We start from the raw sequence: 22,228 nt of genomic DNA, 5'->3' as shown, positions 1-22,228 counted from the left end.
GTTCGTCCCCCGCTCAGTCGTTGCTTTCTTTGTTGTCGACGCGGTAGCTGAAACTGAAGCCAAAGCCCTGGAACAGCACCACGTCGGCCAGTTGCCGGGACAGCTCGGCGGCGCTGGCCAGGGTGGTCTTGGGCACGTAGAGCATGTCTTCGGGTTGCAGGTAGGCCAGTTGTTGGCTACCGCCGGAGAGCGCTTTGTCGACGTCGTAGTGCTTGGCGTGCACGGTGTTGCCTTCGCGGCGCATGATCACCACCGAGCCGAGCTTGGCCTTGAGGGTCGGGCCGCGGGCCAGGGTCAGCGCCTCGAGCACCGAGATCGGCCGGCGGATCTGGAAGGCGCCGGGTTGGCCGACCTCGCCGAGCACATAGATCTCGTTGGCGGCGGTGGACTTGAGCAGCACGTCCACGCTCATGCGCCCCGGGAGGCTGGCGTAGCGCTGGTTGAGATAGTCGCGCAGCTGGTTGACGGTCATGCCTTGCAGTGGCACCGAGCCGATTTCCGGGAAGGTGGCGCGGCCGTCGTTGCCCACGGTGATGTCGCGGCTCATGCCGGTACCGGGGTGGGTCAGGGCGTTCTTCAGGTTGATCTCGTCGGTCATCGGGCTGAGCACGCGCACGGTGACCTGGTCGCGGTTGGGCTTGAACACCCGCTTGTCCTGGTAGGCCTGGCGGATCGCGCCTTCAGCCTCGGCGGGGGTCATGCCTTCCACGCGTACCGCGGCGTTGGTGCTGGGCAGGGTGATGCTGCCGTCGGGCTGCACCAACTGGTTGCCGTTCAGGCCGCTGGCGGCCATGAAGTTCAGGTCCAGAGTGTCGCCGGACTGGATGCGGTACACCCCGGCCGAGCGGTTGCTGACATGGAAGATCACCTCCAGCACGTCCTGCGGACGCAGCACCTGCTCGCGGCGGGCAACTTCGGTGGCCTGGCTTTCGGCGGGCGGCGCGGTGAGGATCTGCACCGGCATCTCGCGGTCGTCCTGGCTGGCGCAGCCGGCCACGGCCAGCAGGCACAGGGCAATCGATGGGTATCTCATGGCATTCATCCTGTGCGGCCTCTCAAAGATTTTCGTACAGCCACTTGGGCATGTAGTACTTGCGCTTGTTGAACACGCTGCCGATCAGCCGCGCGCCGGCCTGGGTCAGGCGCTGGGCGGCGGCCTGGGCCACCTCCCAGCGGGTTTCCTCGGCGCTGACCACCAGTATCACGCCGTCGACCAGGGTGCCGATCACCAGGCTGTCGGCGCTGGCGTAGATGGCCTCGCCGTCGATCACCACGAAGCGGTACTGGTTGCTCAGCTGGTGCAGCAGCACGCGCAGTTGCTCAGGGTCCAGGCGGTCGCGGCCACGCTTCCAGGTACCGGCCGGAAGCAGGTCGAACGGCTGGTCGGACAAGCGCACGATGCAGTCCTGGGCCAGGGGGGGGGTGTCCTGGTCGAACAACAGGTCGCTGTAGCCACGCAACTTGGCCAGGCCCAGTTGCTGGCTGAGGCCGCCGGAACTGAGGCTGGCGTCGATCAGCAGCACGTTGCCGGCGCTCATCACCGCCAGTTGGCCGGCAAAGGCCAGGGCGCTGGTGCTGGTGCCACTGCCGGTGTTGGCCGCGGTCAGCAGCAGGGTGCGCTGGTCGAGGTCGAGCACGGTGGCGGTCAGGTTGGTCTCGCTTGGGGTCGCGATTGTCAGGCTTCTTGAGGATGAACCGTCCATCTCAGCTTGCTCCGTGGCCAGTGAAGACTTTGAACGGGGTCTTGAGCAGGATCTTCAGGTCCAGCATCAGGCTCTGTTCGTTGATGTAGCTCAGATCGAGCTCTACACGTTGGTCGAAGTCGATGTCGCTGCGCCCGGAGATCTGCCACAGGCCGGTCATGCCGGGGTAGATCGACAGCCGCGCCAGGTGGTTGTCGTGGTAGCGGTAGGCGTTGAAAGAAGTGGGACGCGGGCCGACCAGGCGCATGTCGCCGGTGACCACGTTGATCAGGTTGGGCAGCTCGTCGAGGCTGCTGCGGCGTAGCCAGCCGCCCACCGAGGTGATGCGCGGGTCCTTGTCGATCTTGAAATCGATGGCGTCGGCGCCGTGCTTGTTGAGGTGACGTACCGAGTCCTTCAGCGCCTCGGCGTTGGCCACCATGGTGCGGAACTTGTACATGCCGAACAGCCGGCCTCGGTAGCCGGTGCGCTTTTGCACGAAGAACACTGGGCCCGGGCTGGAGCGCTTGATCAGCACCGCCAGCACCAGGAACGCTGGCGACAGCAGCAGCAGCAACACCAGCGCGGCCAGGCACGACAGCACGCGGTTGGTCCGCGACAAGGTCCAGGGCCGACCGCCGGCACGGCCGCTGATCCAACCGCGGCCCTGCATGTGGATGGCCGCGTCGATGCGCTGGCGGTGCGCCGGGTCCATGCGCTTGTCCTGGTACAGCGCCTGTAATTGCGCGCTTTTCGGTTGTCCTGTCATATCGCCCTCCGTTGATTTGGCTGCTCGCCCGTGGGCGCCGCTTCGCTGGCGGCGGGCGAGTAGTAGCTCTTGAACCAGGCGACGAAGCGCCCGAGCCCTTCATCAAGGCCTATTTGTGGGGTGAATCCGGTGACCCGAGCCAGGGCGCTGGCATCGGCGCAGGTGGCCAGCACGTCGCCCGGCTGCAGGGGCAGCAGCTCGATCACTGCCTTGCGCCGCAGGTGTTTTTCCAGCAGCGCCAGGTAGTCGAGCAGCTCCACCGGGCGTTGCCCGCCGATGTTGTACAGGCGCCAGGGTGCGTTGCTGCTGGCCGGGTCGGGGTTGAGCGGGTCCCACTGCGGGTCGCCGACCGGGGGCCTGGGGATCAGTCGCACCAGGCTCTCGACGATGTCGTCGATGTAGGTGAAGTCACGCTGATGGCGGCCATGGTTGAACAGCTGGATCGGTCGCCCTTCGCTGATCGCGCTGGCGAACTGCATCGGCGACATGTCCGGACGCCCCCAGGGGCCGTACACGGTAAAAAAGCGCAGGCCGCTGCAAGGGATGCCGTAGAGGTGGCTGTAGCTATGGGCCATGGCCTCGTTGGCCTTCTTGGTGGCGGCGTACAGCGACAGCGGATGGTCCACGGCATCCTCGACCCGATACGGGGTTCGCTGGTTCGCGCCATAGACCGAGCTGGACGAGGCGTACAGCAGGTGGCGAACCGGGTGGTGGCGGCAGCCTTCGAGAATGTTGAGGAAACCGGCGAGGTTGCTGTCCAGGTAGGCCTGGGGGTTCTGCAGTGAATAGCGCACCCCGGCCTGGGCGGCCAGGTGCACCACCACCTCGGGGCGCTCGCTGGCGAACAGCCTGGCCATGCCATCGCGCTCGCCCAGGTCCAGGCTGTGCAGCGGGAAGTCGCCGGCGCTCTGGCGGACCCAGTGCACGCGGGCGTGCTTGAGCGACGGCGGGTAATAGTCGTTGAAGTTGTCCAGCCCTACCACTTGGTGGCCGTCGAGCAGCAGTCGGCGGCAGGTATGGGCACCGATGAAACCGGCCGCGCCGGTGACCAGCACCTTCATGGCGCATCCACCTGCGGGCTGACCTGGCGCAGGCCGATGCCGCTGTAATGCAAGCCGTGGGCGGCTACTTGCTCGGGGTTGTACAGGTTGCGGCCATCGACGATCACCCGCGCGCGCAGCTTGCTGGCCAGCAGGGCGAAGTCGACCACGCGGAAGTTCTTCCACTCGGTGCAGATCACCAGGGCATCGGCGTCCTGCAGGGTGTCGTCGCGGGTGGCGCACAGTTGCAGGTCGTCGCGGTAGCCGTACAGCCGCCGACATTCATCCATCGCCTCGGGGTCGTAGGCGCGCACCGTGGCGCCTTCGGCCCACAGCGCTTCCATCAGGTAGCGACTGGGGGCTTCGCGCATGTCGTCGGTGTTGGGCTTGAAGGCCAGCCCCCACAGGGCGATGGACTTGCCGGCCAGGCCCGCCAGGCGTTGCTTGAGCTTGGCGAACAGGATGCGCCGCTGCTGGTCGTTGACCTCATTGACGCTTTGCAGCAGGCGCAGCGGCATGCCGCTATGGGCGGCGGTATGCAGCAGGGCCTTGATGTCCTTGGGGAAGCACGAGCCGCCGAAACCGCAACCGGGGTAGATGAAGTGGTAGCCGATGCGCGGGTCGGAACCGATACCGCGGCGCACGGCCTCGATATCGGCGCCCAGGTGTTCGCTGAGGTTGGCCAGTTCGTTCATGAAGCTGATGCGCGTGGCGAGCATGGCGTTGGCGGCGTACTTGGTCAGTTCGGCGCTGCGGTTGTCCATGAACATCAGTTTTTCGTGGTTGCGGCAGAACGGCGCGTACAGTTCGGCCAACTGGTCATGGGCCAACTCGTCGAGGGTGCCGACGATGATCCGGTCAGGGCGCATGCAATCGGCCAGGGCGCTGCCTTCCTTGAGAAACTCCGGGTTGGACACCACGCGCACCTGCAACTGGCTCTTGCCCAGGCGCTGCAGCTCGTCGCGGGCCAGGGCCATGACCTGGTCGGCGGTACCCACCGGCACCGTGGACTTGATGATCAGGGTGCGGTCGGCCTCCATCAATGCGGCGATCTGCCGGGTGACGTTGAGCACATGGCTGAGGTCGGCCGAGCCATCTTCGTCGGGCGGGGTGCCGACGGCGATGAAAATCAGCCCGGCATGGCTGACCGCGTCGCTGGCCTGGGTACTGAACAGCAGGCGGCCTTCCTTGATGTTGTCCTCGAGCAGATCCGACAGGCCAGGCTCGCTGATCGGCGGCACGCCCTGGCGCAACTGGTTGATCTTGTGGGCATCGACATCCACGCACAGCACGCGGTGGCCGACGTCCGCCAGGGCGGCAGCCTGTACCAGTCCAACATAACCTGTGCCAAAAACGCTCACGTCCATGCGCTGTGCCTCGATGGATGAGTAAGGGAGATGAAACAGTGGTGTGAATTCGGTATAGCTCAGCGCCGGGGATTTGCGTCAAAGCAATGGCATGTTTCGTCTAATTTACAGACCCTAAGTAAACGGGCCATGTGCCACCAACCCTTTTCCAATCCGTGTGTTAGCGAACAAAGCTGCTGGCAATTGGCCGTTTCGTGTCCCGATGAACGGTTAGATGCAGCGGAATAAGCGGGCTGTAGACGATAGGGATAATCATCAGCGACTACTCAGGGGTGCCAGAATCTGGCGTCGGGATATCGTCGGAAAATTGACTTTTTCTCGTTGTGGTTTGTTTCACAGCTGCTACGGTTTGAAGAGCAATCCATGACGGGAGTGACCGGGACATGCGTAGCTGGATCAAGATTTTGCTGCTGCTCATTTACCTGACCAGCTTTCAGGCCTATTACCGCGAGCGCATAGAAGCCTTGGGTATTGGCCTGCCATTGGTGTTGTTCCTGGGGATGTTCGCAATCCTTGTCGTTGCATTGCTGCTGGCGGCGTTGACCCGCCCGGGCTGGTTACGCTGGTTGCTGGCGGCGACGCTGGCGCTGAGCGCGGTGTTCCTCGATGCTTATCACCGGATTACCGATTCGTACCTGACCTATAGCGCGTTCGTGTCCATGGTCTATGCCGGTGGTTTCGTCCAGGAGGCGGTGCAGCAGTACCACTACGCCATAACCTTGGCGGCTGGCCGTGCGTTGCTGCTGCTATTGGGTATTGGCCTGCGTCCCGGACACTGGCCGCGTTTACCGCGCGCGATACCACCGTTGGCACCGGTACTGGGCGTGCTGATCTTGATGGCCGTTCTGTTCGTGCGCGCCGGGGAAGGCGCACGGGGCCTGCCGGTGATGTACACACCGTTGGCTTATTTGGGGCTGTTCGGCTATGAGGCCGTGCACGACCGTGTCGGTCCACGTCAGCCGGTGACGCTGCCGCGTGTCGGGCCGCCCATGGCGCGCGATATCGTGCTGTTGATCGACGAGAGCATCTCGGGCAACTACCTGGACCTGAACACCCGGGCCGGGGTCACCAGCCACTTGGCGCAGGCGCAGCCGGGCGTGGATATCGTCAATTTCGGCTACGCCGCCTCGATCGCCAATTGCAGTGCCGATACCAATGTGACCCTGCGCTATGGCGGCACGCGTGACGACTATTTGCGTATCAATACCACCCAGCCGTCGATCTGGCAGTATGCCAAGCAGGCGGGGCTGGGCACGGTGTACATCGACGGCCAGCGCACTGGGGGCAACTTGCAGAACCTGATGACTGAAGCCGAAAAGCGCGATATCGACCAGTTCATTCAGTTCGACGACACGCCGGTGGTACAGCGCGACATGGCGGCGCTGGAACGTTTGGTGGCGCTGCTGGGGGATGGCAAGCCGCAGTTGATCGTGATCAACAAGGTTGGCGCGCACTTTCCGGTGCATGACAAGTACCCGGACGATTTCCTGACGTTCAAGCCGGCCTTGCCTCGTGGGCGCTTCGCGGATGTTGCCGACACCGGCACGCGCGAGGGCTTCGCTGGCAGCCCGCAGGATTGGGTGCTCTATCGCAATGCCTACCAGAACACCTTGCTGTGGAATGTCGGTGAGTTCTTCCGCCGGTTGTTTGCCCAGGCGGATCTCAGCCATGCCGTGGTGCTGTATACCTCTGATCATGGTCAGGATTTGCATGAGCGCGGCAACCCGGGGTTGAACACCCACTGTGACAGCGACCCGGTGCCGGAAGAGGGCGTGGTGCCGTTGGTGGTGATCCAGGGCCAGGGCCTGAAGACCCTCGACTGGCAGGCGCACCTGGCGCAGAACCGCAATGCCTCGAGCCATTACAACTTGTTTCCCACGCTGCTCAAGCTGATGGGCTACGACGGTGTAGCGGTGAGCACATTGTATGGCCGGGCACTGGATATGCCGACGGACGACCCGTTTACCTTCAATGTGCGTTTCAATGCTCGGTTGGGGGCGAAACCGGACTTTCGGCATATAGATTTGGGACAGGTGGTTACACCGGGTGTCTATATGCCGGTTGGCCGCGCGGATTAACTGCCTTAAAAACGAAGTGCTCTTGCTCTTGCTCTTGCTCTGCTCTTGCTTCTAAACGCGCGGTAGTTCAGGCAACACAAATTGCGACTTCAGGAGGCCGAGCGTAGTTCTTGCGTAGTGGGGCGACGGCCATGGATGGCCGTCGAGCGCTGCGCCCCAGGATGGGGCGTACAGCGCGGTCCCCACGGGAGCAAGAACGGAGCGAGGGAACCCCGGAGCGAAGCGTAGGGGCCGGATGAATGGAGCGAGGATTTTTTGGTTCCTTTTTGATCCTTCAAAAAGGGACCCGCCGTAAGGGCGGAAAGGTGACTATGCGTCGCCATCGCCAATGAATGCGCGTATAACTTTCGAAACCCACGCTCTGAAAGTCAAAGTCAAAGTCGTTCGACGTAGATTTTTGCAGATATAAACGCATTCATCGACGACGTCTAAAGCCCATGTGCCAGAGAGAAAACCGGCCACCGTAAAGTCAAAAAGGTGTTCATGCCTCGCCCCCGCCAGTAAATGCGCCTACATAATCCAAAACATCAGAACAGCTCCGAGAAAAAAAGAACCGCGGTGCCAGGGAGAGGCCAACACCGCGGTCCAAGGGGAAAGGGCATCACTGTTGGGTAACGGTCGCCATGTTGGCATTGCCGTACTGTGTAATGGTGGCGGTCTGGCTGGCCCCGCTCTGGTCGACAAAGGCCTGGTTGCCATTGCCGCCCTGGGTCACGTAGGCCAGGTTGACGCCGTCGGTCTGCTTGATGGTGGCCTGGTTGCCCTGGCCATACAGCTGGTAGGTGTAGCTCTGGTTGCCACTGCCGGACTGATCGAGGGTGATGCTGCCGCCATTGCCCCCGGCCAGGCCCTCGGCGTAGTTGGCGCTACCGCGCTGGTCGGCGATCAGCAGGTTGTCGCTGCCGTTCTGCTCGAAATACAACTCGTTGTTGCTGTCGCCCTGGCGAGTCTCCATCTGGTTGCGGTTGCCGTACTGGTTCAACCGCGCCTGCTGGCTGCTGCCTTCCTGGGTGATGTTCACGCCGTTGCCGTTGCCGGCCTGGTTGATCTCGGCGTGCTGGCTGTCGCCGAACTGCCCCCCCGACTTCGCGCCCTTCCAGTTGCTGGCCATGATCTGGTTGCCATTGCCCTGGGTGCTGATGCTCAGGCTATGGTTGTCGCCGGTCTGGTAGGTGAAGTGCAGGTTGTTGTTGCCGATCTGCGAAATGCTGGTCACCGACTGGCTGGTCTCGAACTGGTCCGACCAACTGGCGTTACCACGCCCGGTCTGGCTCAGGCCGGCAGTGTTGCCCTGGCCAAAGCTCTGGTCGATGTAGCCTTCGTTCTGCTGGCCATTCTGATGGACGTTGGCATAGCTGGCGGACTGGTTGTCCTGCCACACCTCCACCGAGTTGCCGGTACCGTACTGGTTGATGCCGATGCTGCCGCCCAGGCCATCGCGCTGGTCGCCATAGGCCCAGTTCTGCTTGCCTTCCTGGTAGATGGCGATATCGCCGTCCAGGTGGGTCATCTGTTCGGCGGCGGCCTGGTTGCCGGTGCCGCCTTGCTGGATAAGGCCCTTGTTGTTGGTGCCACCGAACAACTGCTCGATGGTCGCGTCGTTGCCGTGGCCGGACTGCAGGGTGGTGGCCTGGCTGGTGTTCTGGGTGTCCTGCCAGATCACCGAGCGGTTGCCGCTGCCTTGCTGCACCTGCAGCGCCTCGTTGTTGATCCCCACCGACTGGCTGGCGAAGGCATCGTTGGTGTTGCCACCGGCGCGCTGGGTGATCTGGCTGCCGTTTTCGAACAACTGCTCGGCGTAGCCGGCGTTGTACGAGCCGCTGGCGCTCTGCTGGATATGGCTGGTGCTGTTGTCCTGCAGGGCCATGTGGTTGTGGCCCTGGCCTGTCTGGGTCTGGGTGGCCGAGGCGAACGGCGCGGCCATTTGCTTGACCTCGGCGATGTTCTGGTTGCCCTGCTGGGACTGGGTCGAGTTGCTGTCATCGGCCTGCGCCTGGCCGGCAAGGGCCAGGACAATGGCGGCGCTCAGGGGGGCGAGCATATGCATGGTGATGCCTCCAGGTCTGTCTAGCGGTACTGGGTTATGTGGATCTGCTGGCCATTGCCGGCCTGGGTCACGGTGCTGTTCAGGCCCGTGCCGCGTTGGTCGATGCTGGCGCTGTTGTGGTTGCCGACCTGCTCTATGGCGGCGCTGTTGCTGCTGCCGCTCTGGCGGATCGACGCGTCGTTGCCGTAGCCCTGCTGGCTGATGGTCGCGCTGAGGTCGCTGCCTTGCTGGAGGATGTACGCCTCCTGCGCGCCTCCGGCCTGGACGATGCGGCCCAGCAGGGCCTGGCCGGCCTGGTCGAGGGCGGCGCGGTTGCCCGCGCCCTGTTGCTCGATCAGCGCTGCCTGGCCGGCAGCCAGGGGCAGCAGGCGCACCACCAGCGGTTCGCCGAGGTCGTTGCCGGCGGCGAGGTCGGCGTTGTCCACCAGGTCGTCGGCCTGGGCCTGGCCGACCAGGGCCAGGCACAGCAACAGCGAATGCAGGCGCTTCATGGCGTCCTCCGGTGCTATTGCACGGTCACGTTGACCGTGCGGGTGGTGCCCTGGCTGCTGGTCACGGTGGCCGTGGGCGTCGCGGTCGGCACGGCCGTGGTGCTGTTGCTCACTGCCAGGCGCCAGCGCCCGGTGACCGGCACCGTGGTGGTGCCCAGGGTCTGCACGCCGGTGGTGGTGGTTACCCGCACGGTGATGGTGTTGCCGGTGGTTACCGAGGAGGTGCCGCTGATGTCCCAGTTGAAGCGGTTGTTCGAGCGCGCGGTGACCGTTGCCGCGGTGACCGCGAAGGTCTCCTGGGCTGGCCGTGGCGACACCTGCACGGTGACCGTGCCGGGGCTGGACAGCGCGCCAAGGGCATCACGGGCGATGTAGCTGAAGCTGGTGGTGAACCCGCTCGCGATCGAGGCCGGCGGCGTGTAGGTGATGACGTTGCCGTCGGTGCTGACCGTACCGCGCCCGGCGGTGGCCGGCTGGGTGACGCTGGCGATGCTCAGCGGCAGGTTGCCTTCCGGGTCGGTGTCGTTGGCCAGGGCGTTGATGGTCAGCGGCACGCCGAGGGTGGCGACGTTGTCGGCGACCGCGCTGGGCGGCTGGTTCGGCGCGACGTTGACGGTCACCGTGGCCGGCGTCGACTTCAGGCCCTTGGCGTCCATGGCGCGGTAGCTGAAGGTAGCCACCAGTGCTGTGGTGGCGCCGGGTGGCGGGGTGTAGGTGACGGCGGTGGTGCCATTGAGGACCACGCCGCCCAGGCCGGTGCCAGGTTGGCTGAGGTCGCTGATCGACAGCGGCACGTTGCCGTCCGGGTCGCTGTCGTTGGCCAGCAGGTTGAGGGTCACGGGGACGCCGACGCTGGTGCTGGCCGCGTCGGCGTGGGCGATCGGTGCCTGGTTCTCGGCCTGTACTGGCGCGCTGCCGACCACCACCACTGGCTCGACATCGCTGCCGCCGTGGGCCGACTTGACGGTAATCGAAGCGGGCGGCTGACCCAGGTCGTTGACCGTGAGGCTCTGTGCCACGCCAGCCTTGGACATGCGCCCGAAGCCCTGCACCAGCAGGTCGGGCACCAGCACTTCGTCGCTGGAACGGGCCTCGATCAGCAAGCGCTTGTTGGCCCAGTCATAGCGGGCGGTACCGATCTTGACCACGTCGCTGAGCTTGCTCGACAGCGAGGTCGGGCGGGTGCTACCGGTGGGGCTGCTGGCGGTGACCACTATCACTGGGGGGGGCACGGCCTGGCTCAATTGTTGGCTGAAGAACAGCCCATTGTTGTCGGCGAGCATGTTGAACTGGCACGGCGACGGCGGTGTGCCGACCAGCGCCAGGCCATTGCGCAGGCACAGGCTGGCGCTGTTCGGCGCCTTGGCGTAGACCTCGACGCGGGTACCGGCGGCATTGCGTTGGTACGTGGCGCGCTCGAGGCTCACCGGGGTTTGTTGGCGCTGGTCGAGAACCTTGCCGGAAACCGTGAAGACGTTCGTCTGGATCGTCCCCGCCGGGCCCTGGATGCGGACGAAGTTGGTGTTGTTGGGGCTGCCGGTCACCGCTTCGGTGATGTTCGGGTCGCCGATGAAGGTCTCGCTGGCGCCGGTGTCGGGGTTGACCGCGGTGTACGGGCCGCCGACGCCACGCAGGAACGGGCCGAGGTCGCCGGTCAGGGCGCCGCTGAAATTACCCGGGGCGCCGATGCCGATGTCGCGGGTGATGTTGATCGCCCGTCGGCCAACCTGGTTGGCGGCGACGTTCACCGTTTCCACGCCGTAGGGATGGGTGATGGTGTAGGTGCCGGCGCGGGGCACCGAGGCGCGAATGCGAATGCGGGCGAAGCTCTGTTGGTCGCCGTCGACCGGGTTCTCGGCGGCGAACGCGGCCTCCAGGCCCGCCACGTAGACTTCCAGCTCGTAGCCGCTGTTGCCCACCGCCGGGATCTCGGTTTCGGCGAGGAACCAGAACATCTCTGGTGGCCAGTTGTCGGGGAACACCAGTGGCAGGGTGTCATCGTAGACCCCCGGCTCCGGAAGCAGGGTGCACAGGTAAGCCGGCGCGCCCGGCGCCCCGGGCGCGCGGGTGCTGGTGGCGCGCGACTGGCACAACTCCAGGGCGAGGTTGGTGTGGTCCTTGTACCACATGGGGTAGCCCCCGGTGGCGAAGGTGTAGGGGCCGGGGTCGACCTCGGACAGCGCGGCCCAGGCTGCGCTGCTCAACGTGAGGGTGAAGCCGGCGGCGCACAGGGCACGGCGTGACCAAGTGTTCATGCTGCCTCCTTGAGGGCGGGGCCTTTGTCTGTTCATGGCACCAGCACCACGTCTTCGCTGTCGCTGCCGCCATTGGCGCTGCTGACCTGCACCCGTGCCGGCGGAATCGGCGCAAGCCCGGTGGTCAGGGTCTTGACCGCGCCGTTGCCGCTGAGGCTGCCGATCAAGCTGCCGTTGCCGGTACGCGCGGTGAGCGCCGGCGGGCTGGTCTCGTCGCTGCTGCTGGCGACCAGGGTCAGCTGGCCGCTGGCCAGGCTGTACTCGGCACGGCTGATGGTCACCAGGTCGACCAGGGGCATGGCCACGCTGGTCGGTGTGCTGGTGGCGATGGCCAGGCTGTTGTCGGCGGTCACCTGCAAGGTCAGTGGCAAGCTCGGGTTGAGCGCCGACTGGACGTACCAGGCGCCGGTGCCGTTGGCTTCGCCCAGGGCCAGGGCCGGGGTCTGGCTGCTCAGGGTCACCGTGGCCGGGGCTGGCGGGGCCATGACGAACACATCCTGCTGGGCGCGCAGGTCGCCGTTCTCGCTGCGTCGCGAGTAGGTGCTGCGCTGCGGGATCAGCGGGGTCGGGCGGTTGACCGTGGACAACTTGCCAGATACCGCGAACAGCTCGGTGCGCAGGTCGATGCCGTTGGGCCCTTCGATGCGCACGAAGTTGGTGTTGAACGGGCTGCCGGTCACCGGCTCTTCCAGGTTCGGGTCGCCGACGTAGCGCTCACTGGCGCCGGTGTCCGGGTTGGTTTCGCTGTAGGGGCCATTGACGCTGCGCAGGAACGGCCCGACGTCGCCCTTGAGCGCGCCGCTGAAGTCGCCCGGCGAGCCGATGCCGATGTCGCGGGTCATGTTGATCGCCCGACGGCCCCCGGCCGGCACGTCGAACACGTCGACGCCATAGGGGTGGGTGACCACATAGGTGCCGGCCACCGGCACATCGACGCGGATGCGCACCCGGGCAAAGCTGAGCTGGTCGCCGTCCTTGGGTTCCTCGGCGCTGAAGGCCGCCTCGATGGCCGAACCGTAGCTGAGGTCGATGCCCCGGGCGGCGTCGACGACCGCCGCGTCGGCGGTGAACCAGAAGGCTTCGTCGGGGAAGTTGCTGGGGAAGACGATGGGGCGGCTGTCGTCGAACACGCCAGGCGTCGGCAGCAGGGTGCACATGTACGATGGCGCGCCGGGGGCACCGGCGACGCGCGAACTGACAGCCTTGGACAGGCACAGGTCGAGCACCCGGCCGTGGCTGTCCTGGTACCAGGCGGGGAACTTGCCGGTGGGCAGCGCGTAGGGGCCGCTGTCGACGGCGTATAGCGCAGCCTGGGCCGGTAGCTGGAGCAGGCCGGCGAAGATCGCCACGGCCAGCGGGTGGGGTATCGGTCGGTGCATGAGTTGCTTCCTCCTGCATACGGGCCCATGGGTTGGGGCGTCTGGGGAGGGATCGGCAACTGTTGTGCCAGGTTTGCCTGGATGCAGGCAGGAGGCTCTGGGACAAGGGTCTTGCCGGTTTGGCAGGCGGCTTGACGAGGGCGGGCGGGTGGGCGAGTGGCCCCAGGGTTGGGGAATCAGCGGGCCGGCAAAAAACACGTCCGGGATTCCCCAACCCCGGCCAATCGCCAATAATCTCCCCTCGCCACCGCCAGGTCTGCGCCAATGCCCCGCCCAATCATCCTGCCCCTCGCCGAGAACTACCGCCATGGCGAGCATATCGCCCCGCACTGTCACGATCGTGCGCAACTGATCCATGCCATCAGTGGGGTGGTCACGGTCAACGCCAGCGAAGGCAGCTGGGTGGTTCCGCCAGGGCGCGGGGTCTGGGTTCCGGCGGCGGCCGAGCACGAACTGCGCATGGCCGGCGTGGTGCGCATGCGCACGCTTTTCGTCGACCCTGCCGCGCGCCCCGACCTGCCACATCAGTGCCAGGTGATCGAGATCTCAGCGCTGTTGCGCGAGCTGATCGTGCGGGCCATGGACATCCCCACCGACTACCCGGCGCAAGGCCGCGAGGCGCGGATCATGCAACTGATCCTCGATGAGATCCGCGTGCTGCCGGTGTCTGCCCTGCATGTGCCCAGCCCGCGTTCGGCGCAGTTGCAGGCGCTGTGCGAAGCCTTGCGCCAAGCCCCGGCCGAGGCCTGGAGCCTGGCCCGCGCCGCGGCCCACAGTGGCCTTAACCCGCGCACCCTGACCCGCGCCTTCCAGCGTGAAACCGGTTTGAGCCTGGTGCAGTGGCTGCGGCGCATGCGCCTGCTGGCCAGCCTCGATGCCCTGGCGGCCGGACAATCGGTGCTGGCAGTGGCGCTGGACTTGGGCTACGACAGCCCCAGCGCGTTCAGCGCAATGTTCCGCCGCACCCTTGGGGTGTCGCCCTCGGTCTATTTCGGCAGGGCCGCCGAGCGCTGGTAAGCCAGAACCGATTGCTGCTCCCAGCTCCCCCCCAGCGCGGCATAGAGGTTGACCTCGGCCAGCAACTGGGCCAGGCGGTCGTTGATCAAGCCTTGCTGGGCGCTGAACAATGAGCGCTGCGCGTCGAGGAAGGTCAGGCTGCTGTCGATGCCGTTGCGGTAGCGGTTTTGCGCCAGGTCGTGGTAGCGCTGGCTGGCCGCCACCAGGTCGCGCTGGGCCTGCAACTGGCTCTGGTAGGTGCTGCGCGCGGCGAGGCCGTCGGCGACTTCCTGAAACGCGGTCTGGATCGATTTCTCGTAACGCGCCACTTGCATGTCCTTCTGCAGCTTGGCGTAGTCCAGGCTCGCGCGCAGGCTGCCGGCGTTGAACAGTGGCAGGTTGATCTGCGGCTGGAACAGCCAGGTGCCGGAGCCGGCGTCGAACAAGTCGGCGAGCTGGCGGCTGCTGCTGCCGGCATTGGCGGTCAGGCTGATGCTTGGGAAGAACGCCGCCCGCGCCGCGCCGATATTGGCGTTGGCCGCCTGCAACTGGTACTCCGCCTGGCGGATGTCGGGGCGTCGTTGCAAGAGGTCGGCGGGCAGGCCAGCGGGCAGGCGGGCAATCTGTTCGTCGGCCAGGGCCATGGCCGGCAGGTCGTCGCGCACCGCGATGCCGACCAGGCGCTCAAGTTGGTTGAGGTCCTGGGCGGCCAGGCGGGTGTAGCGGGCTACCGCGGCGCGGGTGCTGTCGACGCGGGTGGTGGCCTGGATCTGGTCGAGCGCCGACAGCGTGCCGGTGCGGCGCTGACGCTGGGTCAGGCGCAGGCTTTGTTGATCGGCTTGCAAGGTCTGCTGCGACAGTGCCAGCAGCTCCTGGTCGGCGCGCCAGGTGAGGTAGGCACCGGCAACGCTGGTGATCAGGCTCAGCTCGGCGCTGCGCCGGGCCTCGTCGGTGGCCAGGTAGTTGAGCAGCGCCTGGTCGCTGAGGCTGCGCAGGCGGCCGAACAGGTCGAGCTCATAGGCGCTGATGCCAACGGTGGCCGACTGCTGGCTGCTGATCATGCCGTCGCCCCCGGTGCGCCGGCGGGGCAGGTACTGGCGAGTGCCCTGGGCATTGGCGGAGATCTTCGGCAGTAATTCGGCGCGCTGGATGCGGTACTGGGCGCGGTAGGCCTCGACGTTGAGCACGGCCACCCGCAGGTCGCGGTTGTTGGCCATGGCCTTGGCCAGCAACTGGCGCAGGGCGGGGTCGTGGAACACCGCCTGCCAATCGCGGGGCAAGGCCGTGGCGGCCGGGCCATCCTGGTAGGCGGCGCCAGCGGGGTATTGGCCTGGCGCGGGCGAGGCCGGGCGTTGGTAGTCCGGCGCCAGGGTACAGCCGGCCAACAGTGTGGCCAGCAGGGGCAAGGTGATTCGCGGCATGGCGGGTCTCGGCGGTCAGCGCCCGGCCAGCCAGCGGGCCAGGCCGTGACGGCCACTGACACCCAGCTTGGCCGTGGCGCGCTTGAGGTAGGTTTCGATCGAGCTGTTCTTGACGTGCAGGCGCAGCGCCAGTTGCGGCACGGTGTCGCCGGTCAGCAGGCCGATACAGACCTCCTGTTCGCGGCTGGACAGGCGAATGGCCTCCTGTTCGAGGCGGTCGGTGAACAGTTGGCGCAGGGTGCCCGCTTCATCGGGCAGTAGTTGCCCGGGGCGGCGCTGGCCGGCCGAGTGGAGTAGCTGCGCGTGGTGTTCGACCAGGGGCAGCAGGGTGTCCGACAAGGTCTTGAGCAGTGCCAGCTCGGCCAGGGAGAACGCGCGCTGGCTCGGCTGGCGAAAGCAGCAGATCACCCAGCGGCGGTTGCCGCTGCGCGAGACCAGCTTGCATTGGTGGGCATCGCCCTGGGCGCCCACCGGGGTGTTGATCTGGATCAGCAGTGGATCTTCCATGCGCATGATGCTCTGCAACAACGGATGGCGCAGCGGCCGTGTGTTGACGGCCTGCGCATGGCCGGCGCTGCCCAGCGCCTTGACCGTCTGGATGCGGGTCTGCTGGCTGTCGAGGGTCCATTCGCTGAGGTCGAGCCGATGCATGGGTACCAGGTCGCCAACCAGCTCGAACATCTGCTCGGCAAAGGTGCTGTCGCCGGTGCTGGCGACCAGCGCGCCCAACTGCAGGTACAGCAGCGGGTCGTGGCGGTGTGCGGGGCTGTCGGTCAGCTTCATGTGCTTTCTTCCTTGATTCGCTAACGCTGCGGGTGGGGCTCGCGGGCGCTTCCTCTCTGCGGGGCGGGTTTGGCGGTATTGAATAGCAGGCTCCAAGCCTGCGTCTGTAATGGAAACCGGGGACAGCAAATGCCATTTTTCGCGCCGGGAAAAGGCGTCTGGGTTGCCGGTGGCTGGGCGCTTGCCTGTCGGTTTGTCGGACGATTTCCGCCAGAAAGCCACTGGATCGCGGGTAATGGCGACCACAAGCGCTGCGGGTAGGTCGTGGCGGGTGTTGCAGGGTGGCCAATGTCCTACAAAAAAATCAGTGCGTTTGTTCGGTGCTTTAGGCGATGAGCAACTGCTCAGATCGAATGGCGCGCTGTCCGGGTTTGTCAGGCCATACAGGCGCCCCAAGCCGATGCTTGAATACGCCGATAACCCCGTTTCAAGGATGAAGTCCCATGTTCGCCGCCGACAGCTTTGCCCTGACCTGCGCCCAGCGCGACATCTGGCTGGACCAGTTGAGCCATGGCGACTCTCCGCTGTACAACATCGGCGGCTACGTCGAACTGCCAGGAGCGCTCGACCCGGCCCGGCTGCGCCAGGCCCTGGCACACCTGGTGCGCATGCATGATGCGCTGCGCAGTGTGCTGGTCGACGACCCGGCTGGCAGCGGCCTGCCACGTCAACGTTTCGTCGACGCCCTGGTGGTGCCCCTGAGCGAGCACGATGTGCGCGGCGAAGACGACCCGCCGGCCGCCGCGCAACGCCTGATCAAGGCGCAGATGCGCCAGGCGTTCAGCCTCGACCAGGGCCCATTGCTGCGGCTGGCGCTGATCCGCCTGGCCGACCAGCATTATCGGCTGGCTGCCCAGGCACACCACCTGATCCTCGATGGCTGGGGCTTCGAGCAGTTCTTCCAGCAACTGGGGAAGTATTACGGGCTGCTCGAGCAGGGCTTGGCGTTGCCGGTTACAGCGCCTTCCTACCGCGCGTACATCGATGAAGACCACGCCTACCAGGGCTCGGCCCGCGAGCAGCGCGACCGTGACTACTGGTTGGCGCGCTACCGCCAGCTACCCGACGCCTTGCTGCGCCCGCGCGAACGCGCGGCGGCCGGCGCATCGCCGAGCCAAGCGTGCGCGCAGCCGTTCGATGGGCAACTGCTGGCGCGCATGCAACAGCTGGCCAGCACGCAGCAGGCCTCGGTGTTGCACGTGCTGTTGGCCGCGCTGCATGTCTGCTTCACCCGCAGTGCCCAGCGTGACGACTGGGTCGTGGGCCTGCCGCTGCGCAACCGGGGCGGCGCCCGGCACAAGGCGACGCTCGGGCTGTTCGCCCAGGTCAGCGCGCTGCGCATGGATTTTGGTCGCGAACTGAGCTTCGCCGCCTTGGTCCGCGCCATCGCCGACGCGTTACGCCGTGATCTGCGCCATCAGCGCCTGCCGGTCAGTGAACTCAACCGCGCCTTGGGCCTGCTGCGCGAGGAGCGCGCGCAACTGTTCGAAGTGACGGTGTCCTACGAGGAGGAGGGCAGCGACCTGCGTTTTGGCGCCTTGCCGGGGCATACGGTTAAGGTCAGCAACGACCACGAACCCACGCCGTTGTCACTGTACCTGCGCAGCAACCGCTACAACGGCAAGGCCTGGCTGCACCTGGTGCACAACCTGGCCTGGCTGGACAGCGACGAAGTACAGGCTCTGGGCGAACGCCTGTTGTGGGTGCTGGCCCAAGGGGTGGCGCAGCCGCAGCGCAGGGTCGAGGCCTTCGACATCCTGTTGCCGGCCGAGCAGCAGTTGCTCGAACGATGGAACGCTACCGCCACCAAGCCCCCGGCGCAGTGCCTGGTGCACCGCCGTATTGAAGCCCAGGCCGCCCGCCAGGCGGATGCCGTGGCCGCCGAGCAGCAGGGTCGCCAACTGACCTACGGCGCCCTCAACCAGCAGGCCAACGCACTCGCCGCGCAACTGATCGACCTGGGCGTGGGGCCCGAGCTGCGCGTGGCGGTGATGGCCCGGCGTGGGCTCGACACCCTGGTCGGCTTGCTGGCCGTGCTCAAGGCCGGCGGCGCCTATGTGCCCATCGACCCGGCGCATCCGCGCGAGCGCCTGGACTACCTGTTGCAGGATTGCGCGCCGCAGGTACTGCTGACCCAGTCCGACCTGCGCCAACGCCTGGGCGCTTGCGAGCTGCCGGTGATCGAACTGGACCGCCTGGAGCAGACCAGGTCGGCGCTGGCCAACCCGCAGGTGCCGGGCCTTGCCGGCGACAGCCTGGTCTATGTGATCTACACCTCCGGCTCCACCGGCCAGCCCAAGGGCGTGATGGTCGAGCAGCGCATGCTCGCCAACCTGGTGGATTGGCACTGCGAGGCCTTCGATGTGCGCGCCGGCAGCCATGTATCGAGCCTGGCCGGCTTCGGTTTCGATGCCATGGCCTGGGAAATCTGGCCAGCATTGTGCGCCGGCGCGACCCTGCACCTGGCGCCGGTGGGCGAGGGCAGCGAGGATATCGACGGGCTGCTGCGCTGGTGGCGCGCCCAGCCCTTGCAGGTGAGTTTCCTGCCCACCCCGGTGGCCGAACATGCCTTCGCCCAAGGCCAGCCGCACCCGACCCTGCGCACCTTGCTGGTGGGTGGTGATCGCTTGCGGCGCCTGGCCCGTGAACGCGGCTATCAGGTGGTCAACAACTATGGGCCGACCGAGGCGACGGTGGTGGCCAGTTCGGGGCGGGTCGAGGCCGGGGCGCCGCTGCATATCGGTGGCGCGATCGCCAACACCCGCTTGTACGTGCTCGATGAGCGCCAGCGCCTGCTGCCGATCGGTGCTGTCGGCGAGCTCTATATCGGCGGGCTGGGGGTTGCCCGGGGCTACCTGAACCGGCCCGGGCTGAGCGCCGAGCGCTTCATCGACGACCCGTTCGCCACCCAGGCCAAGGCACGCCTTTATCGCACCGGCGACCTGGTGCGCTGGCGCGCTGACGGCACCTTGGATTACCTGGGGCGCAACGATGACCAGGTGAAGATCCGCGGCGTGCGGGTGGAACTGGGCGAAATCGAAGCGGCGCTGGCCAGCCACGAGGCTGTGCGCGAGGCGGTGGTGCTGTTGCGTGACGGGCAACTGGTGGCCTGGTTCCTCGATGCCGCGCCCACCAGCCCGCTGGCCTTGCACCAACACTTGCGGGCCAGGCTGCCAACGGCCTTGTTGCCATCGGCCTATGTGGCCGTGGCAAGCTGGCCGCTCACCGCCAATGGCAAGCTTGACCGTCGCGCCTTGCCGGCGCCGACCATGGACGCCCAGTTGCGCCGCGCCCACGAGCCGCCCCAGGGGCCGCTCGAACAACGCCTGGCGGCGCTGTGGATCGAGCTGCTGCAGGTCGAGCGAGTCGGTCGCCAGGACCATTTCTTCGAGCTGGGCGGCCATTCGCTGTTGGCGGTGCAGTTGATCGAGCGCATGCGCCAGCAGGGCCTGCAGGTCGATGCCCAGGTGTTGTTTGGCCAACCGACCCTGGCCAGCCTGGCGGCTGCCGTCGACACGGGCAAGACTGAACTGATACCGGCCAACCGGGTGCCCGCGGGCTGCGCGCGGATCACCCCCGAACTGTTGGCCCTGGCGGCCTTGGACCAGGCCGCCATCGAGCGTATCGTCGCCACGGTGCCCGGCGGCGCGGCCAATGTGCAGGAGATCTATCCGCTGGCCCCGCTGCAGGAGGGCTTGCTCTACCACCACCTCACCGAGGCCCGCGATCCCTATCAGCAGGACGCCTTGTTCAGCTTTGCCAGTCGCGAGGACCTTGATGCCTTCAGCCGGGCGCTGGAGCAGGTCATCGCGCGCCACGATATTCTGCGCACAAGCCTGGCCTGGGAGGGCCTGGAGCAGCCGCAGCAGGTGGTCTGGCGCCAGGCCAGGTTGCCACTGACGGTGCTCGACGCAGCGCCAGGGGCTGCCGTGTCGGCGTTGCGCGCCGAGGGCCAGGCACTGGACTTGCGCGTGGCGCCGATGATGGCCCTGGCTTGCGTCGAGGACCAGGGGCGTTGGCTGGGCTTGCTGCGTTTCCACCATCTGGTCAATGACGCGGTGTCGGTGCAGGTGCTGCTCCATGAACTGCGCGCGATGATGCTCGGCCAGGCGGCCACGTTGCCTGCGCCCGTGGCGTACCGCAACTATGTCGCCCATAGCCGAGACCCGGCTCGTCAGGCCAGCCATGAGGCGTTCTTCAACGCCAGCCTGGCCGGTGTCGAGGCCCCGGCGCGGCTACCGGGGATGGGCGAGGGCGGTGCGCCGGACAGCCGCGCGGTCACGCTCGCGACGCCGTTCGCCGCCACGCTGCGGCGCCTGGCGCGCGCGCAGGATGTCGGCCTGGGCAGCCTGCTGCACCTGGCCTGGGCTCAGGTGCTGGGGGCATTGGGCGGGCGTGACGAGGTGGTGTTCGGCAGCGTGCTGCTGGGCCGGGTGATGGCCGGCGAGGGTGCCGACCGGGCGCTGGGCATGTTCATCAATAGCCTGCCGCTGCGGGTGAGGCTGGGCGGATGCAGTGTAGGCCAGGCGTTGGCGGCGACCCATGCGCAACTGGCCGCCTTGCTGGCCCATGAGGATGCGCCCCGAGTGCTGGCCCAGCGTTGCAGCGGTTTGCCGGCTGGCGTGGCATTGTTCGACAGCCTGCTCAATTACCGTCACGGACCGGCTGCCGAGCGCCTGGCATTGCCGGGCGTGACGCTGGAAGAGGCCAGCGAGGTACACAGCCACCCGCTGGTACTGACCGTGGACGATGACGGCGATGCCCTGCGCCTGGCCGTGCGCGCGCCCCGCGAACTGGGCGCGGCGCGGGTGCTGGGGCATGTCGAGTGCGCACTGCAGGCCCTGGCCGCGGCGTTGGCGGACGACCCGGCACTGGCGCTGGACAGCTTGAGCACCTTGCCCGCCGACGAACGCCGCTACTTGCTGGACACGCTCAATGACACCGAGGTGGCGCTGGACCCTGTCTGCCCGCACCTGCCTGCCCTGTTCGCCGCCCAGGTGCGGCGCACGCCGGATGCCGTGGCAGTGCAGGGCGAGGACGCTCAGCTCAGCTACCGCGAGCTGGAGGCCCAGGCCAACCGCCTGGCCCATCACCTGATCGGCCTGGGGGTAGGGCCGGACCTGCGGGTCGCGGTGTGCATCGAGCGCGGCGCGCAGTTGCTGATCGGCCTGCTGGGCGTGCTCAAGGCCGGCGGCGCCTATGTGCCGCTGGACCCCGGCTACCCCGATGAACGCCTGCACTACATGCTCGCCGACAGCGCGCCAGTGGCCTTGCTGGTGCATGGCGCCACGCGGGGGTTGTGGGCCGACGTGGCGACGCCGATGGTCGACCTCGACCGCGCCGATTGGCAGGCTCACCCCACGCAGGCCCCGGCGCTCGAGGCGCTGACCGGTGAGCACCTGGCCTACGTGATGTACACCTCGGGCTCCACCGGCACGCCGAAAGGGGTGATGGTCGCGCATCGTGGCCTGTGCAACCTGATGCACTGGGGCTCGAGCCTGTGTCCGCCGCAGCCCGACGGCGCCTTGCTGCAACGGGCGCCGTTCAGCTTCGACGGTTCGGTGTGGGAGCTGTTCTGGCCCCTGTGCGCCGGCCTGCGCCTGGTGCTGGCGCGCCCTGACGGGCACCGCGACCCCGAGTACCTGGTGCGGCTGATCCAGGCCCGGCGGGTGAGCATCGTCAAGTTCGTCCCGGCCCTGCTGCATGCCTTCCTCGATGCGCCAGAGGTGGCGCAGTGCAGCAGCCTCACCGACATCTTCTGCGGCGGCGGCGAGCTGACCCTGGCCCTGGTCCAGCGTGTGCGCGAGCGTTTGCCGCAGGTGCGCCTGCATAACGTCTACGGCCCCACCGAGGCCACCGTCGACAGCACCGCCTGGACCCTCGAGGCGGATGCGCCGCTGCCCCTCAGCGCGCCGGGGGG

At 66.7% G+C, this 22,228-nt stretch carries 14 protein-coding genes; 3 read left to right on the top strand and 11 right to left on the bottom strand.

Annotation, left to right across the window (positions count from 1 at the left end; all coding sequences use genetic code 11):
• Nucleotides 1–13: 13 nt before the first annotated feature.
• From ACODS5_RS20655 to ACODS5_RS20635, 5 genes are read right to left on the bottom strand one after another with little or no spacing between them, the layout of a single operon-like run.
• Nucleotides 14–1,033 (bottom strand): polysaccharide biosynthesis/export family protein, encoded by a 1,020-nt coding sequence (locus ACODS5_RS20655; protein WP_134693344.1) that lies wholly within the window; start codon nucleotides 1,031–1,033, stop codon nucleotides 14–16.
• A 22-nt stretch (nucleotides 1,034–1,055) separates the two neighbouring features.
• Nucleotides 1,056–1,703, bottom strand: a complete 648-nt coding sequence (locus ACODS5_RS20650; protein ID WP_134693345.1) for a CpsD/CapB family tyrosine-protein kinase — start codon at nucleotides 1,701–1,703, stop codon at nucleotides 1,056–1,058.
• Between the two features lies 1 nt (nucleotide 1,704).
• A complete protein-coding gene (locus ACODS5_RS20645) occupies nucleotides 1,705–2,451 on the bottom strand; it encodes a sugar transferase (RefSeq protein WP_134693346.1) in 747 nt (248 codons plus the stop codon).
• Nucleotides 2,448–3,512: an NAD-dependent epimerase gene (locus ACODS5_RS20640; protein WP_134693347.1), complete on the bottom strand. Its 1,065-nt coding sequence runs from the start codon at nucleotides 3,510–3,512 to the stop codon at nucleotides 2,448–2,450. The genes ACODS5_RS20645 and ACODS5_RS20640 overlap by 4 nt, the downstream gene beginning before the upstream one ends.
• Nucleotides 3,509–4,858, bottom strand: coding sequence for a UDP-glucose dehydrogenase family protein (locus ACODS5_RS20635; RefSeq protein ID WP_134693348.1), 1,350 nt, complete (start codon nucleotides 4,856–4,858; stop codon nucleotides 3,509–3,511). The genes ACODS5_RS20640 and ACODS5_RS20635 overlap by 4 nt, the downstream gene beginning before the upstream one ends.
• Nucleotides 4,859–5,241: 383 nt before the next feature.
• On the opposite strand from ACODS5_RS20635, the gene ACODS5_RS20630 reads away from it, so the two are divergent.
• Nucleotides 5,242–6,936, top strand: coding sequence for a sulfatase-like hydrolase/transferase (locus tag ACODS5_RS20630; protein WP_489109553.1), 1,695 nt, complete (start codon nucleotides 5,242–5,244; stop codon nucleotides 6,934–6,936).
• Nucleotides 6,937–7,537: 601 nt separating this feature from the next.
• On the opposite strand, the gene ACODS5_RS20625 is transcribed toward ACODS5_RS20630, so the two are convergent.
• The 4 genes from ACODS5_RS20625 to ACODS5_RS20610 are packed head-to-tail and all read right to left on the bottom strand — an operon-like array spanning nucleotide 7,538 to nucleotide 13,108.
• Nucleotides 7,538–8,983: a curlin gene (locus ACODS5_RS20625; protein WP_134694177.1), complete on the bottom strand. Its 1,446-nt coding sequence runs from the start codon at nucleotides 8,981–8,983 to the stop codon at nucleotides 7,538–7,540.
• Between the two features lie 20 nt (nucleotides 8,984–9,003).
• A complete protein-coding gene (locus tag ACODS5_RS20620; RefSeq protein ID WP_134694178.1) occupies nucleotides 9,004–9,474 on the bottom strand; it encodes a curlin in 471 nt (156 codons plus the stop codon).
• A 14-nt stretch (nucleotides 9,475–9,488) separates the two neighbouring features.
• Nucleotides 9,489–11,729: an Ig-like domain-containing protein gene (locus ACODS5_RS20615; protein WP_489109552.1), complete on the bottom strand. Its 2,241-nt coding sequence runs from the start codon at nucleotides 11,727–11,729 to the stop codon at nucleotides 9,489–9,491.
• A gap of 32 nt (nucleotides 11,730–11,761) precedes the next feature.
• Nucleotides 11,762–13,108: a hypothetical protein gene (locus ACODS5_RS20610; RefSeq protein WP_489109551.1), complete on the bottom strand. Its 1,347-nt coding sequence runs from the start codon at nucleotides 13,106–13,108 to the stop codon at nucleotides 11,762–11,764.
• Between the two features lie 264 nt (nucleotides 13,109–13,372).
• Between ACODS5_RS20610 and ACODS5_RS20605 the strand changes: the two genes are divergently transcribed.
• A complete protein-coding gene (locus ACODS5_RS20605; RefSeq protein WP_489109550.1) occupies nucleotides 13,373–14,125 on the top strand; it encodes an AraC family transcriptional regulator in 753 nt (250 codons plus the stop codon).
• Here ACODS5_RS20605 and ACODS5_RS20600 read toward each other — a convergent pair.
• Together ACODS5_RS20600 and ACODS5_RS20595 are read right to left on the bottom strand one after the other, a co-directional pair.
• Nucleotides 14,095–15,525: an efflux transporter outer membrane subunit gene (locus ACODS5_RS20600; RefSeq protein ID WP_489109549.1), complete on the bottom strand. Its 1,431-nt coding sequence runs from the start codon at nucleotides 15,523–15,525 to the stop codon at nucleotides 14,095–14,097. The genes ACODS5_RS20605 and ACODS5_RS20600 overlap by 31 nt on opposite strands.
• Nucleotides 15,526–15,540: 15 nt before the next feature.
• On the bottom strand, nucleotides 15,541–16,308 hold the full coding sequence (locus ACODS5_RS20595) for a helix-turn-helix transcriptional regulator (RefSeq protein WP_489109548.1): 768 nt from the start codon (nucleotides 16,306–16,308) through the stop codon (nucleotides 15,541–15,543).
• Between the two features lie 443 nt (nucleotides 16,309–16,751).
• On the opposite strand from ACODS5_RS20595, the gene ACODS5_RS20590 reads away from it, so the two are divergent.
• Nucleotides 16,752–22,228 (top strand): amino acid adenylation domain-containing protein (locus ACODS5_RS20590; RefSeq protein ID WP_489109547.1); only part of this gene is annotated, 5,477 nt, incomplete at its 3' end.

The sequence above is a fragment of the Pseudomonas sp. FG47 genome (assembly GCF_057809115.1).
Note: the sequence above shows the minus strand (reverse complement) of the source record. Positions and strands in the feature narration are given on the sequence as shown.

What these genes read in the sequence shown, in the direction of transcription:
- ACODS5_RS20625 (WP_134694177.1), bottom strand. Translation starts at nt 8,983, where the DNA reads ATGCATATGCTCGCCCCCCTGAGCGCCGCCATTGTCCTGGCCCTTGCC.
- ACODS5_RS20650 (WP_134693345.1), bottom strand. Translation starts at nt 1,703, where the DNA reads ATGGACGGTTCATCCTCAAGAAGCCTGACAATCGCGACCCCAAGCGAG.
- ACODS5_RS20600 (WP_489109549.1), bottom strand. Translation starts at nt 15,525, where the DNA reads ATGCCGCGAATCACCTTGCCCCTGCTGGCCACACTGTTGGCCGGCTGT.
- ACODS5_RS20595 (WP_489109548.1), bottom strand. Translation starts at nt 16,308, where the DNA reads ATGAAGCTGACCGACAGCCCCGCACACCGCCACGACCCGCTGCTGTAC.
- ACODS5_RS20615 (WP_489109552.1), bottom strand. Translation starts at nt 11,729, where the DNA reads ATGAACACTTGGTCACGCCGTGCCCTGTGCGCCGCCGGCTTCACCCTC.
- ACODS5_RS20645 (WP_134693346.1), bottom strand. Translation starts at nt 2,451, where the DNA reads ATGACAGGACAACCGAAAAGCGCGCAATTACAGGCGCTGTACCAGGAC.
- ACODS5_RS20605 (WP_489109550.1), top strand. Translation starts at nt 13,373, where the DNA reads ATGCCCCGCCCAATCATCCTGCCCCTCGCCGAGAACTACCGCCATGGC.
- ACODS5_RS20630 (WP_489109553.1), top strand. Translation starts at nt 5,242, where the DNA reads ATGCGTAGCTGGATCAAGATTTTGCTGCTGCTCATTTACCTGACCAGC.
- ACODS5_RS20635 (WP_134693348.1), bottom strand. Translation starts at nt 4,858, where the DNA reads ATGGACGTGAGCGTTTTTGGCACAGGTTATGTTGGACTGGTACAGGCT.
- ACODS5_RS20655 (WP_134693344.1), bottom strand. Translation starts at nt 1,033, where the DNA reads ATGAGATACCCATCGATTGCCCTGTGCCTGCTGGCCGTGGCCGGCTGC.
- ACODS5_RS20640 (WP_134693347.1), bottom strand. Translation starts at nt 3,512, where the DNA reads ATGAAGGTGCTGGTCACCGGCGCGGCCGGTTTCATCGGTGCCCATACC.
- ACODS5_RS20620 (WP_134694178.1), bottom strand. Translation starts at nt 9,474, where the DNA reads ATGAAGCGCCTGCATTCGCTGTTGCTGTGCCTGGCCCTGGTCGGCCAG.
- ACODS5_RS20610 (WP_489109551.1), bottom strand. Translation starts at nt 13,108, where the DNA reads ATGCACCGACCGATACCCCACCCGCTGGCCGTGGCGATCTTCGCCGGC.